Origin of the sequence: Microbulbifer bruguierae (assembly GCF_029869925.1) — a bacterium.
In the GTDB taxonomy this organism is placed as follows: domain Bacteria; phylum Pseudomonadota; class Gammaproteobacteria; order Pseudomonadales; family Cellvibrionaceae; genus Microbulbifer; species Microbulbifer bruguierae.
Map to the genome: position 1 here is coordinate 3,812,488 of NZ_CP118605.1, position 13,530 is coordinate 3,826,017.

At 59.3% G+C, this 13,530-nt stretch carries 12 protein-coding genes; 8 read left to right on the forward strand and 4 right to left on the reverse strand.

The window, feature by feature from the left end:
- Positions 1 to 27: 27 nt before the first annotated feature.
- Positions 28 to 372, reverse strand: a complete 345-nt coding sequence (locus tag PVT68_RS15730; protein WP_280319652.1) for an outer membrane protein assembly factor BamE — start codon at positions 370 to 372, stop codon at positions 28 to 30.
- 387 nt (positions 373 to 759) lie between these two features.
- Between PVT68_RS15730 and fur the strand changes: the two genes are divergently transcribed.
- On the forward strand, positions 760 to 1,170 hold the full coding sequence (gene fur / locus PVT68_RS15735) for a ferric iron uptake transcriptional regulator (protein ID WP_280319655.1): 411 nt from the start codon (positions 760 to 762) through the stop codon (positions 1,168 to 1,170).
- A gap of 98 nt (positions 1,171 to 1,268) precedes the next feature.
- Here the strand turns inward: fur and PVT68_RS15740 are convergent, their stop codons facing one another.
- Both PVT68_RS15740 and recN read right to left on the reverse strand, forming a co-directional pair.
- On the reverse strand, positions 1,269 to 1,862 hold the full coding sequence (locus tag PVT68_RS15740; RefSeq protein WP_280319658.1) for a 1-acyl-sn-glycerol-3-phosphate acyltransferase: 594 nt from the start codon (positions 1,860 to 1,862) through the stop codon (positions 1,269 to 1,271).
- Positions 1,863 to 2,010: 148 nt separating this feature from the next.
- Entirely contained in the window at positions 2,011 to 3,663 is a 1,653-nt protein-coding gene (gene recN, locus PVT68_RS15745) for a DNA repair protein RecN (protein WP_280319661.1), read from the reverse strand.
- Between the two features lie 299 nt (positions 3,664 to 3,962).
- On the opposite strand from recN, the gene grpE reads away from it, so the two are divergent.
- From grpE to dnaJ, 3 genes are all read left to right on the forward strand, one after another.
- A complete protein-coding gene (gene grpE / locus PVT68_RS15750; protein WP_280319663.1) occupies positions 3,963 to 4,562 on the forward strand; it encodes a nucleotide exchange factor GrpE in 600 nt (199 codons plus the stop codon).
- A gap of 263 nt (positions 4,563 to 4,825) precedes the next feature.
- Complete coding sequence (dnaK, locus tag PVT68_RS15755; RefSeq protein ID WP_280319665.1) at positions 4,826 to 6,757, forward strand: molecular chaperone DnaK; 1,932 nt, start codon at positions 4,826 to 4,828, stop codon at positions 6,755 to 6,757.
- A 130-nt stretch (positions 6,758 to 6,887) separates the two neighbouring features.
- Positions 6,888 to 8,012 carry a molecular chaperone DnaJ gene (gene dnaJ, locus PVT68_RS15760; RefSeq protein WP_280319667.1) on the forward strand — a complete coding sequence of 375 codons (1,125 nt, stop codon included), beginning with the start codon at positions 6,888 to 6,890 and terminating at the stop codon, positions 8,010 to 8,012.
- Between the two features lie 93 nt (positions 8,013 to 8,105).
- Here dnaJ and PVT68_RS15765 read toward each other — a convergent pair whose 3' ends face one another.
- Positions 8,106 to 8,561 (reverse strand): hypothetical protein, encoded by a 456-nt coding sequence (locus PVT68_RS15765; protein WP_280319670.1) that lies wholly within the window; start codon positions 8,559 to 8,561, stop codon positions 8,106 to 8,108.
- 184 nt (positions 8,562 to 8,745) lie between these two features.
- On the opposite strand from PVT68_RS15765, the gene dapB reads away from it, so the two are divergent.
- The 4 genes from dapB to carA all read left to right on the forward strand — a co-directional run bounded on the left by dapB (position 8,746) and on the right by carA (position 13,433).
- A complete protein-coding gene (gene dapB, locus PVT68_RS15770; RefSeq protein ID WP_280319673.1) occupies positions 8,746 to 9,555 on the forward strand; it encodes a 4-hydroxy-tetrahydrodipicolinate reductase in 810 nt (269 codons plus the stop codon).
- Positions 9,556 to 9,587: 32 nt separating this feature from the next.
- Positions 9,588 to 10,994: a 30S ribosomal protein S6--L-glutamate ligase gene (rimK, locus tag PVT68_RS15780; RefSeq protein ID WP_456085772.1), complete on the forward strand. Its 1,407-nt coding sequence runs from the start codon at positions 9,588 to 9,590 to the stop codon at positions 10,992 to 10,994.
- Positions 10,995 to 11,155: 161 nt separating this feature from the next.
- Entirely contained in the window at positions 11,156 to 11,797 is a 642-nt protein-coding gene (locus PVT68_RS15785; RefSeq protein WP_280319676.1) for a YfiR family protein, read from the forward strand.
- Positions 11,798 to 12,296: 499 nt separating this feature from the next.
- Positions 12,297 to 13,433 (forward strand): glutamine-hydrolyzing carbamoyl-phosphate synthase small subunit, encoded by a 1,137-nt coding sequence (carA, locus tag PVT68_RS15790; RefSeq protein ID WP_280322544.1) that lies wholly within the window; start codon positions 12,297 to 12,299, stop codon positions 13,431 to 13,433.
- The last annotated feature ends 97 nt before the right edge of the window (positions 13,434 to 13,530 follow it).

A 13,530-nucleotide genomic window follows, 5' to 3' on the forward strand; every position in this document is an offset into this window, starting at 1 on the left:
GCAGGCTCCGGCGGGTGTTCGCGGGGATCAGGGCCAGCCGGTGGGCTGCCAGTCGCCGCTGGTTTCGATCAACAGATCGCCGTTGAAGTAGACGGTAAAGCGCTTCTGGCTCTCTTTGCCGTCGGGATCCCGGACCCGGTTGATGTAGTCCCAGCGGTTGGGAGTGAAGGTATCTTCCAGCAGTGGGGTACCGAGTACAAAGCGCACCTGGCGGCGGGTCATGCCCGGCTTGAGCTGGTTGATCATCTCCTGGGTGATGATGTTGCCCTGCTGGACCTCGATACGGTGTACACCGGGGAATTTAAACAGGCTACAGGCGGTGGCCAGGCTGCAAAGGCCGGCAATGAACAGAATTCGTACAGCTGATGGCATTGAATGCTCCATCTGAATTTTTATTGGTCCGTAGTTGGCAGCGCTACCCCGGTTGGAGGCAGAGGCACTATCCCTTGTTTCAGGCCGTACCTAATATAGGTCGTACTGGTCGAGGCCGTACCTGAAGAGGTATCTCGCCGATCTAGAGATAGTCGCCAATAATACGAGATAGTTCCCGGGAACATCTTCTGACTATCCTTGCGGCCTTTCCCGCTACGCCACTGTGCTGGGTGAGTAAATACTCACCGACGGTTGTGGCGACTATCAGCGTGATAACTCCAGTGGGGTTCCGCTACCTTCATTGGGCGTGGATAATACCCGAACTGTACGCCTGCCGACAGGCGGCACACGATTATTACGAGCATACACATCCGGAAACTAATACTCATGTCGAATGAAAATCAGGAACTGCGCAAAGCGGGCCTCAAAGTCACCCTGCCGCGAGTCAAAATTTTGCAGCTGCTGGAAAGCGCCAGCGAGCAGCATCTGAGTGCTGAGGATGTGTACAAAATGCTGCTGGAGGCGGGAGAGGATGTCGGCCTGGCTACCGTTTACCGGGTATTGACCCAGTTCGAGAGCGCCGGCCTGGTTATGCGCCACAACTTTGATGGCGGCCACTCCGTGTTTGAGCTGGATCGCGGGGATCACCACGACCATATGGTCTGCACCGATTCCGGCAGGGTGATCGAATTCCACAATGAGAAGATCGAAGAGCTGCAGCACCAGATCGCAGAAGAGCATGGCTACGAACTGACCGGCCACAGTCTGGTGCTCTATGTGAAGAAAAAGGAAGCCTGATTCTCCAGTTGAGGGTCAGATGTAAAAAGGGGAGCTGCGGCTCCCCTTTTTTTGTTGTCAGTGTGTCGTCGTCGTCGTCGGCTCGCGCGCCGCGACAATTACACGGGCGCGGTGTAGTCGTTGGGGTATTTGCCCGTCTTGGTCGCGTAGAACGCGCCCAGTCGGGCCAGCTCCTGGGCCAGGTTGTCGCCCATTTCCATTACCGCCCCCATGCCAGCTTCTTTCTTGGCAAAGTCGATAAATCCACAAACTACCGGCACTGCAGCGCCGCGGGCGATGTGGTAGAAGCCGGTTTTCCAGCGCTCGGTCTTGCCTCGGGTACCTTCCGGCGGTACCGCAATCACCAGCGCATCCCGTTCCCGGTACTGATTGACGGTCGCCTCCACCAGATTGTTGGCCTTGCTACGGTCCACCGCGATGCCGCCGAACCAGCGCATGGTGGCGCCGAGAGGGAATTTGAACAGTTTGTCTTTGCCCATCCACTGCGGGTTCACCTTCAACTTGAGCGCAGCGAGGATAAAGAAGTAGCCATCCCAGTTGGAGGTGTGTGGCGCCGCCAGCAGCACATACTTCTTCAGCTTCAGGGCGCGCTCGTCGGCGACCACTTTCCAGCCGTGCAATTTCAGGAGCAGACGTGCAACCAGGCGCAGGCAGGGGGTAAGGATGGGGGTGTTGAAAATGGTAATTTGCATGATTTGACCGAATTCTCTGCCCGATAGTGTAGTCAGGGCAACTTCAGAAAGGCGCAGCAGTATAAAGTGAATTGAGGTGCACTTTCGGTCAATTTGGGCCCCGGTGGTGGTCCGGGGCCCACTTATCTGTGACTGTTGAGGCTTGGATTTAGCGGCGGCTCAGCATTTCCTCCGCGTGGGCGAGGGATTGCGCGGTAGCTTCACCGCCCAGCATGCGGGCGACTTCGGCACTGCGCTCGGCGTTTTTCAACTCCCGCAGGGCCACGAACGCAGCTTCGCCATCACTGTGCTTTTCCACCAGATACTGGCGGTGGGCGCGCGCTGCCACCTGTGCAAGATGGGTGACGCAGATAACCTGGCCGCGTTCGCCCAATTGACGCAACAACTTGCCGACCACGTCGCCGGTCGCACCGCCAATGCCGACGTCCACCTCGTCAAATACCAGGGTAGGGGTGCGGGAGGTCTGGGCAGTGACCACCTGAACGGCGAGACTGACCCGGGAAAGTTCGCCGCCGGACGCGATCTTGCCCAGTGCCCGTGGCGGCTGCCCCGGGTTGGTGGAGATCAGTATCTCCACTTCCTCCAGGCCGCTGGCAGAGGGTTTTTCCTGCTCTGTGAGCGCCAGCTCCACCCGTGCATGGGGCATGGCCAGGTCGGCCAGCTGTGCATTGACGGCGGTGGCCAGTTGCTTGGCGGCGGCGTTGCGCAGTTTGGTCAGTTTGGCGGCGCTGGTGCGGTATGCCTGCTCCAGTTGATCACAATCCGCCGCCATCTTGTCGAGCGCATCTGGCGCGCCGATTTCTTCGAGTTCCTGTTGCCATTGCAGCTGCAGTTCCGGCAGTTGGTCCGGCTGAACCCGATGCTTGCGTGCTACAGAATAAATGGCAGACAGGCGCTCTTCCACTTCTGCCAGTCGCTCGGGGTCCATCTCGAAGCGGTCGATATGGCGGGACAGGGTGCTGGCCGCCTCATCTACCTGGATGCGGGCGCTGTCGAGCATCTGCGCCACTTCCGCCAGCGCCGGGGTCTGTTCGGGCATGGCGCCGACCAGTTGCAGGGCGCGGTGCAGTTGCTCGGCGATATCCCCTTCGCCGCCATTGAGCAGCGCGGCAAGCTGGTAGCTGCCGTTGAGGATGTCACCGGCATTGGCCAGCTGGCGCTGTTCGCTCTCCAGTTCTTCCAGTTCCCCGGCTTTCAGGTCCAGCTGCTCCAGCTCTTCCAGCTGGTATTCCAGCAGGTCCCGGCGCGCCTGGGTTTCCTCGGCGCTGTCGGCCAGTTTGCGGTAGCGCCGGTACTGGTCCTGCCAGGTCTTGAAGTGAATACGCACTTCGGCGGCCTGGCCCTCGGCGTGGCCGTATTCATCCAGCAATCGGCGGTGGGTTTCCTTTTTCAGCAGGGACTGGTGCTCGTGCTGGCTGTGGATATCGATCAGCTGCTCCCCCAGGGTGCGCAGTTGCAGCAGGGTCACCGGTTGGCCATTGATATAGGCCCGGGAGCGGCCGTCGGCGCCGATAGTGCGGCGCAGGATTACTTCGCGGCCGGCATCCAGCTCCTGTTCTTCCAGCCAGTCGCGGGCCTCTTTGTGATCGGCTATATCGAAGGTGGCGTGGATGTCCGCCCGGTTGGCACCGGCGCGTACCAGCTCGGCATTGCCACGGTCTCCGAGGGCGAGGCCGAGAGCGTCGAGGGTGATGGATTTACCCGCGCCGGTTTCGCCGGTCAGGGTGCTGGTACCGGGGCCGAACTCCAGCTCGAGCTGGTCGACCAGGGTGAATTGGCTGATAGACAGATGTAGCAACATGGGATTATTTTCATGGCTATCTAAACAGTGGTTGTTTATACAGTATTTGGCGGCATCCTTTCAATCACCCTGAGCGGAGAAATGTGCGCAGATCGCAGTGGTAGCTCGCGCAGGGGCGGTGCACGGCCCGGTATATTTGCTGGTCGCGGGTGGATCTTCATTTCGCCGGTGACGGGACACTTGAAGTGCATAGTGCTGCCCCCATATACCTCTGCATCCCGGGGCCAGACCTGGCTAAACCGGGTTTCAGTCATTTGACCTATTTGGCAGTAGACCAGCGGACACAGACGGAGAGAGCAGTGGCCAAAGAGCGCAGCGAAGAAGAGCAGATCGGCGAAGAAGCCCACGCCGAGATGGAAACCCCCAGCCCGGAAGAGCAGCACGCCGCCGAAGAGGCGCTGGAAGCGGAGCTGGCAGCAGATGCCGGTGAGAGCGCACTGGAAGCGGAGGTGGCCTCCCTGCACGTACAGCTCGCCGAGCACAAAGACATGGTGCTGCGCGCCCAGGCGGAGGTGCAGAATGCCCGCCGTCGCGCCCAGCAGGACGTGGAAAAGGCCCACAAGTTCGGCCTGGAGAAGTTGCTGAAGGACCTGGTGCCGGTGGTGGATAACCTGGAGCGGGCCCTGTCCACAATCGACAGTGAGCACGAGGCGCATAAGGCGGTAGTGGAAGGTATCGAGCTGACCCACAAGTCCTTCCTCGACACGCTGGGCAAGTACAGTGTGGAAGTGATCGACCCGGCCGGCGAGCCGTTCGATCCGGAGCTGCACCAGGCTATGACCCAGGTGCCGAACGGGGATGTGGAGCCCAACACCGTGCTGGATGTGTTCCAGAAAGGCTATCGTTTGAACGGCCGTCTGCTGCGACCGGCGATGGTGGTTGTCAGCAAGGCACCCTGATTTTTTGAGCGTGTTTAGTTTTCCGTGATGCTCCCCTACATCATGGAAAAACGCCCGCTGCGGCGCGTGTCCGCACCGGGCTCCCGCAATACAACGGAATACGTTGCTTTGCGGTCGGCACATCCGTGTGCCGCTGTCGGAACGACATTTGGCTGGGCGCCCTTGAAAATGAAACGGCGGCACCAATATAAGCTTCAACCGAATACAACCGCGCAGCGCCAGGCATAGTGAAGGCGCGCGCCGCAGAGTGAGGAATCATACAAATGGGAAAAATCATCGGTATTGACCTGGGTACTACCAACAGCTGTGTGGCTGTACTCGACGGCGACAAGGCGCGTGTAATCGAGAACGCCGAAGGCGACCGTACCACCCCCTCCATCGTTGCCTTCACTGACGACAACGAAGTACTGGTCGGCCAGTCTGCCAAGCGTCAGTCTGTGACCAACCCGACCAATACCCTGTACGCCGTCAAGCGCCTGATCGGCCGCAAGTTCAAAGACGACGTGGTACAGAAAGACATCAAAATGGTGCCTTACTCCATCGTTGAAGCCGACAATGGCGACGCCTGGGTAGAAGTGAAGGGCGACAAGAAAGCACCGCCGCAGATCTCTGCGGAAGTGCTGAAAAAAATGAAGAAAACCGCGGAAGACTTCCTCGGTGAGAAAGTAGACGCTGCGGTGATCACCGTACCGGCCTACTTCAACGACTCACAGCGCCAGGCCACTAAAGATGCCGGCCGTATCGCCGGTCTGGATGTGAAGCGCATTATCAACGAGCCGACCGCGGCAGCCCTGGCCTACGGCCTGGACAAGAAAGGTGGCGATCGCACCATCGCGGTATACGACCTGGGTGGCGGTACTTTCGATATCTCCATCATCGAGATTGCCGATGTCGACGGTGAAATGCAGTTTGAAGTACTGTCCACCAACGGTGACACCTTCCTCGGTGGTGAAGACTTCGACCTGCGCCTGATCGACTACCTCGCAGAGCAGTTCAAGAAAGATCAGGGTATTGACCTGAAGGGCGACCCCCTGGCCATGCAGCGCCTGAAAGAAGCGGCGGAAAAAGCCAAGATTGAGCTTTCCTCCAGCCAGCAGACCGAAGTGAACCTGCCGTACATCACTGCAGATGCCACCGGTCCGAAGCACCTGGTGGTAAAACTGACCCGCGCCAAACTGGAAAGCCTGGTAGAAGACCTGGTAATCCGCTCTCTGGAGCCGGTAAAAATCGCCCTGAAGGATGCGGATATCTCTACTTCCGGTGTGGACGAAGTGATCCTGGTCGGCGGCCAGACCCGTATGCCGATGGTGCAGGCCAAAGTAACCGAGTTCTTCGGCAAAGAGCCGCGCAAGGACGTAAACCCGGATGAAGCGGTAGCCGTGGGCGCTGCGATTCAGGGTGCGGTACTGGGCGGCGACGTGAAAGACGTACTGCTGCTGGACGTAACCCCGCTGACCCTGGGTATCGAAACCATGGGTGGCGTGGCGACTCCGCTGATCGACAAGAACACCACCATCCCGACCAAAAAGTCCCAGGTGTTCTCCACCGCAGACGACAACCAGACTGCCGTGACCATTCACGTGGTGCAGGGTGAGCGCAAGCAGGCGGCACAGAACAAGTCCCTGGGTCGTTTCGACCTGGCCGACATCCCGCCGGCACCGCGCGGTATGCCGCAGATCGAAGTGACCTTCGATATCGATGCCAACGGCATCCTGCATGTGCACGCGAAAGACAAGGCGACCGGCAAAGAGCAGTCCATCCAGATCAAGGCTTCTTCCGGCCTGTCCGATGAAGAAATCGAAAAAATGGTACAGGACGCCGAGGCCAATGCCGAAGCGGACAAGCAGTTCGAGGAGCTGGTAACTACCCGCAATACCCTCGATGGCCTGATCTCTGCCACCAAGAAGACCCTGGAAGAAGCCGGTGACAAGGCGACTGCGGAAGAAAAATCCGCGATCGACGCCGCTCTGGCAGAAGCCGAGGAAGCTGTAAAAGGCAACGATAAGGCAGCTATGGAAGCCGCCACCACCAAGCTGACCGAAGCCTCCGGTCCGGTAGCGCAGAAGATGTACGCGGAGCAGGCCCAGGCCGGTGAAGCCGCAGCGCAGCAAGCCGAGCAGGCACAGCCCGGTGGGGATGAGGCCGTGGACGCTGAGTTCGAAGAAGTCAAAGACGACAAGAAAGACGGCAAGTAATCACTACTTGTTGTTGTAGTCCCAAATTGCAGGAGCCGGCTTGCCGGCTCCTGCAGTGCAAGATAAGAAGGCGCGGGAGTTCGAGAGGGCTTTCGCGCCTTATGCAGTTTTAAGAAGATCACACAGAGCTATGTCCAAACGCGATTACTATGAAGTGCTCGGCGTCGCCAAAGGCGCGGATGAAAAGGAGCTGAAAAAGGCTTACCGCCGGGTGGCCATGAAGTTCCATCCGGACCGCAACCCCGACGACAAAGAGGCGGAAAACAAATTCAAAGAGGCCAATGAGGCCTACGAAGTCCTTTCCGACTCGCAGAAGCGCGCGGCCTACGACCAGTTCGGGCACGCCGGCGTCGAAGGTCAGGCTGGTGGTGCCGGTGCCGGTGGTTTCGGCGGCTTTTCCGACATTTTCGGTGACGTGTTTGGCGATATCTTTGGTGGCGGCGCCGGTGGCGGTCGTCGCGGCCCCCAGCGCGGTTCCGACCTCCGCTATGACCTGGAACTGGATCTGGAAGAAGCGGTACGCGGCACTACGGTCAAGATCAAAGTGCCGACCCTGGCGAACTGTGGCACCTGCCACGGCTCTGGCGCCAAGGCGGGCTCTCAGCCCCAGACCTGTGGCACCTGCGGCGGTGCCGGTCAGGTGCGTATGCAGCAGGGCTTTTTCTCTGTGCAGCAGACCTGCCCCAACTGTCGCGGTCGCGGTACCGTAATCACCGATCCCTGCACCAGCTGTCACGGTCGTGGACGGGTGGAAGAAACCAAGACCCTGTCGGTCAAGGTGCCGCCTGGTGTGGATACCGGTGACCGCATCCGCCTCGCCGGTGAAGGCGAAGCCGGGCCCGACGGCGGACCCGCCGGCGACCTGTACGTGCAGGTGATGGTACGCGAACACGAGCTGTTCCAGCGTGACGGCAAGAATCTCTACTGTGAGGTGCCGATCAGCTTCGCCACCGCCGCCCTCGGTGGTGATATGGAAGTGCCGACCCTGGACGGCAAGGTAAAACTGAAAATCCCTGCCGAGAGCCAGACCGGCAAACTGTTCCGTCTGCGCGGCAAGGGTGTGACCCCGGTGCGTGGCGGTGCGCCTGGCGACCTGCTGTGCCGCGTTGTGGTGGAGACTCCGGTAAACCTGACCTCCAAGCAGAAAGAATTGCTGGAAGAGTTCGCTAACACCCTGAGCGAAAAGAAAAACTCCCCTCGTCAGACCGGCTGGTTTGAAGGCGTGAAGAACTTCTTTGGGGATATGAAGCTCTGACCTGGTTGCGCTGAGTGTTTCGTTTCCATTAACAGGCCCGGGCTATTTGACCCGGGCTTGTTGTTTTTAGCGGGTATTCGTGCCCGCCTGGCTCTATTCGACAGCTTCAACCTCTGCCAGTCGTCGCCGGAATTCCTGGTGAAACTCCAGCTGGATTTTTTTCAGCTCTTCCAGTTGCTCTGCATTCAGTATCGGGACCAGCTCGGCGCGTGTTGCCGCCCTCGCGGCGATGATCTTCGCGTCAATCTCCTCCTTCTGCATCTGGGTAAGCCTGGGCATTTTTCCATTTTTCAGTCCGTAGTCCTGGAGAATTGCCAGCTTCAGCTCAAAACTCTTTTCCAGTATCGGCAGGGCCTTTTGTTCCTGCTCGGGTGTGAGTTTCAGGCGCAGGCTCACCCAGTCGGTAATATCGTCGTATTTCTCCCAGAAATCGTCGCCCAGACCTTTGGCGTCGAGTGCTTTGCCGGTGGAAACCACGGTAAATAGCAGTAGCGCAAAGAGGGCGGCGGTGAGAGAGGACCAGAATGGATCGCGGGATTCCGGGGACATGATTGGCGCTCCAATCTACAAGTTCATACAAAGCCTAGTTGAGGAATGCGCCGCCGCAAGGCGGACTTCTCGGTCACAGCTCTGATAAGGTGATTGGGTAGCACTCCGGACCATTGGTGTTGCCGGAAATTAAAACCGGGGTAGAATCCGCGCCTTTCAATCGGGCCGGAAGGAGAGAGGAAGCATGGCGGTAAAACTGGCAATCACGGGATTTGGCGGCCGTATGGGACGCGTACTGGCCGAGGCGGCCCAGCAGGCGGAGCAGGACGGCAATGCGAAGTTCAGCGCAGCCATTGTCCGCCCCGGTTCCAGCCTGGTGGGCGCGGATGCTGGCGAAGTGGCGGGGATCGGGCGCAATGGCCTGGCGATCGTCGACAGCCTTGAGCAGGCTGACTTCGATGTTCTGATCGATTTCACCTCGCCCGAGGCCACGCTTGCCAACGCGGCATGGTGCGCGGCCCATGGCAAGGCCATTGTGATCGGCACAACCGGGTTCGATCCGGAGCAGAAGGCGCAGATGCTGAGTGCCGGTGATAAAACACCGCTGTGTTTTGCGACCAATTTTTCCACCGGCGTAAATCTGTGCTTTAACTTACTGGAAACCGCGGCCCGGGTGCTGGGCAACGACGTGGATATCGAGATTGTCGAGGCCCATCACCGTCACAAGGTGGATGCGCCTTCCGGTACTGCCCTCAGCATGGGGGAGGTGATCGCGGATACCCTCGGTCGCGACCTGTCCAAAGTGGCGGTATATGGCCGCGAGGGGCAAACCGGCGCCCGCGACCGGGAAACCATTGGTTTTGCGACGGTGCGCGGCGGTGATGTGGTGGGAGAGCACACGGTGTCCTTTCTCGCCGATGGTGAACGTATTGAGATCACCCACAAGGCCAGCAGTCGCCTGGCATTTGCCCGCGGCGCCGTGCGCGCCGCGGTCTGGCTGAGCGAACGTCCCGCCGGCCGCTACGATATGCGTGACGTACTGGCCCTCAAATAAGCGGCCACCCGTAATTTTTTGGAGTTTTTTGTTTGGAAAAGAAAATTATCGTCGGCAGTGAAGAGTGGTGCGCCCTCCCTGGATTGGGTATCCCTGCGATCAAAGCGCGGGTGGATTCCGGGGCGAAAACCTCTTGTCTGCACGCCTACAACATTCAGACCTTCAATCGCGCGGGCGAGCCCTGGGTGAGCTTTGAGGCGCATCCGCTGCAGAACCTGCGCCGCCCACGGGTACGCTGCGAGGCGCGGGTGCTGGATAAGCGCACGGTGCGCAGCTCTTCTGGCGATGCAGAAAAGCGCCTGGTGATCAAAACCCCGATCAGTATCGGCGGCAGCGTCTGGGATATCGAACTTACGCTGACCAACCGCGATTCCATGGGGTATCGCATGCTGCTCGGACGCGAGGCGATGATGGGACGCATGCTGGTGGATCCTTCGGAAAGCTTCTGTCTGGGGGAGATTCCCCCGAGCCAGTTGGAGGAGTACTACCACGACGAGCACCACATGGCGGGCACTGGCCTGCGTATCGGCGTGCTCGCGTCCAACCCGGACCTGTACAGCAATCAGCGCATCATGGAGGCCGGTGCCGAGCGCGGGCATCGTATGACCTTCCTGAACATTCGCCAGTGCTATATGAAGCTGGATGCTGCGGAACCGGAAGTGCACTACCGGGACGGCCGTATTCTCAATAACCTGGACGCCATCATTCCGCGTATCCGTCCCAGTCAGACGTTCTACGGCTGTGCGCTTACCCGCCACTTTGAAAGCATGGGTGTGTATGCGCTCAATGGCTCCCAGTCCATCAGCCAGTCCCGGGACAAGCTCTATTCCCTGCAGTTGCTGCAGGAGGGCGGGCTGAATATTCCGATCTCCGGTTTCGCCAACTCCCCGATGGATACCAATGAGCTGATCGATATGGTCGGCGGCGCGCCGCTGATTGTGAAACTGCTCGAGGGTACTCAGGGCCGCGGTGTGGTGCTGGCGGAAACCCGCAAAGCCGCAGAGTCGGTCATCAACGCGTTCAAATCCCTGAAGGTGAACCTGCTGGTGCAGGAGTTTATTCGCGAGGCCCAGGGCAAGGATCTGCGTCTGTTTGTGGTAGATGGCAAAGTATTTGCCGCAATTCAGCGCGAGGCGGCGCCGGGCGAGTTCCGCGCCAATATCCATCAGGGTGGGACCGCTTCGGTGGTCAAGATTCTGCCGGAAGAGCGCAAGCTGGCGATCAAGGCCGCCAAGGTACTGGGGCTCAAAGTTGCCGGGGTGGATATCATTCGCTCCAAGAAGGGGCCACTGCTGCTGGAGGTGAATTCTTCTCCCGGTCTTGAAGGTATTGAAAGTGCCACCCGCAAAGACGTGGCCGGTTCCATGATCATGGCGATCGAAAAGGCGCTGAAGTGGCGTCCGACGATTCCTGGGGTGGAAACGATACCGTCGGATTGAGCCGATTGCCGTTGATTGTGGGGTCAGGCTACTGACTCCATATTCTGGCGCGGTGCTGCCTTCGCGATTGGTGGCAGATCGGGGGTGGTACTAACCTTGGGGGTGCCTTGGGTTAACCTCGCGGTTACCGGGGTGTATGTTTTACGCACCGGTAGCCCCAAATGTTGAAGTCCCCTTTCAGATCATCCCCTTGTGAAAATCGCTCTTCTGGCGATTCTTCCCGCCTCACCGCTGCACATTTCCTCCGATCATTTGTATGCGCACTGGCTCTGCTGCTGGTAGTGGTTTCCCTCACATTGCCCCGTGCCGAAGCCCGTGAGCTGCTTTCAGATACGGATCTTGGTCGCAAGGTGATGGTCGATTACATCGTGCATTTTGCCCACCATCTGCAGTGGCCGATTGAGGTATTCAATGGTGCCGATGCGCCGTTTCGTATTTGCCTGATGGGTGGTGGTGAGCTGGTGGAGCCACTGACTTCCCGTATGCACCGGCATCGGGTGCAGGGGCGCATGGTGGCGGTAGAACAGGTGAATGATGGCGAAATGATACGCGCACGCCGCTGCCAGATTGTGGTGATGGGAAGTGAAATGGAACCTGAGCGCCTGATGCAGGCGGTCGGCGCACTGGAATTCTTTCCGGTGCTGACGGTGAGCGCTATCAGCCGCTTTGCTGCACTCGGCGGTATGGTGGAGTTTGCCGGTAGCGGCGCCAATATGGCCTTGCAGCTGAACAAGACGAGGCTGGATCGGGCGGAGCTGAATATGGGGAACAGTCTGTTTCGACTGAGTCGCCAGGTAAATTGACTGGGGGGTTCTCTTTCTGCCCGGGCATCTGCTGTGGTGCAGTTGTCGCACTCGGGTTTGGCGCAAATTTGTACTGGCGATCGGCGCCACTTTCCCGTAGAATCTGCGCCCGGCTTGGAAAGGTCCCACTGTAGTCGCTCGCGCCAAATTCCGCCCCCGAAACACAGCTGTTCGGGGCAGCATATGAGGTCGCGGAGCCCGTGGCTTTCCCGCGCCATTAAGTGTCGGCGCTGGCGGCCAACCCGCCCAGCCAGATTGCCGGCCACACAGTGAGAGCCCAGGTAAACGCCTCTGTGAGCCGCCGTGAATAACTCTATAAAAAAGCGAGATGAAGCCTATGTTTCATCTCGCTTTTTTATAAAAGGCACCCGGCAAACAAGTTGCAGTTGAAACTGCGGCTGGCGATGCATCCCGATGTGCGCTCTCTCACCCCGCCCGGAAGCTGTTCTGACGACTGGAGATTGAATTGAACAACGCTGTTCCCACGCCGGAATCCCTGATGCCCAGCACAACCCCGGCAATGCTGGTACTCGCTGATGGCAGTGTCTTCCACGGTCGCGCCATTGGCGCCGAAGGCTCAACTGTCGGTGAGGTAGTTTTCAATACCTCCATGACCGGATACCAGGAGATCCTGACGGACCCGTCCTATGCCCGTCAGATCGTGACCCTGACCTACCCCCATATCGGAAACACAGGTACCAACAGCGAAGACGAAGAAGCGTCGGAAATCTGGGCCGCCGGCCTGGTGATTCGCGACCTGCCGCTGCTGGCTTCCAGCTTCCGCAGCGAGCAGTCCCTGGAAGATTACCTGAAGGCGCGCAATATCGTCGGCATCGCTGACATCGACACCCGTCGCCTGACCCGTATCCTGCGCGACAAGGGCGCACAGAGCGGCTGCATCGTTACCGGTGACAACATTGAAGAGGCAGAAGCCCTGAAACAGGCGCAGGCGTTTGCCGGCCTCAAGGGTATGGACCTGGCCAAGGTCGTCTCCACCAAGGAGAAGTACGACTTCAACGAAGGCACCTGGGAACTGGGCTTGGGCCACAAGCCGGCACCGGCCGAACAGCCCTACAAGGTTGTGGCCTACGACTTCGGCGTAAAACGCAACATCCTGCGCATGCTGGTGGACCGCGGCTGTAGCATCACCGTGGTGCCTGCCGAGACTCCGGCGTCTGAAGTGCTGGCGATGAACCCGAATGGCGTGTTCCTCTCCAACGGCCCCGGCGACCCCGAGCCCTGCGACTATGCGATCGCCGCGATCAAAGAATTCCTCGACGCCGGCCTGCCCACCTACGGTATTTGTCTCGGCCACCAGCTGCTGGGCCTGGCCGTCGGTGCCAAGACCGCGAAGATGAAATTCGGCCATCACGGCGGCAACCACCCGGTGCAGGACCTGGATTCCGCCAAGGTGATGATCACCGCGCAGAACCACGGTTTTGAAGTGGATGCCGACACCCTGCCGGACAATGTGGAAATCACCCACAAGTCCCTGTTCGACGGCACCCTGCAAGGTATCCGCCTGAAGGACAAACCGGCGTTCAGCTTCCAGGGACACCCGGAAGCGAGCCCTGGCCCGCACGATGTGGCGCCGCTGTTCGACCAGTTTATCGAGATGATGGAAGCACGCCGCTAAGGCAAAGCTCCCCCTGTAGGAGCCTGCTTGCAGGCGAACCAAAACATGTTCGCCTGCAAGCAGGCTCCTACAGCGAAATCAGCCAAGACCAGAATTT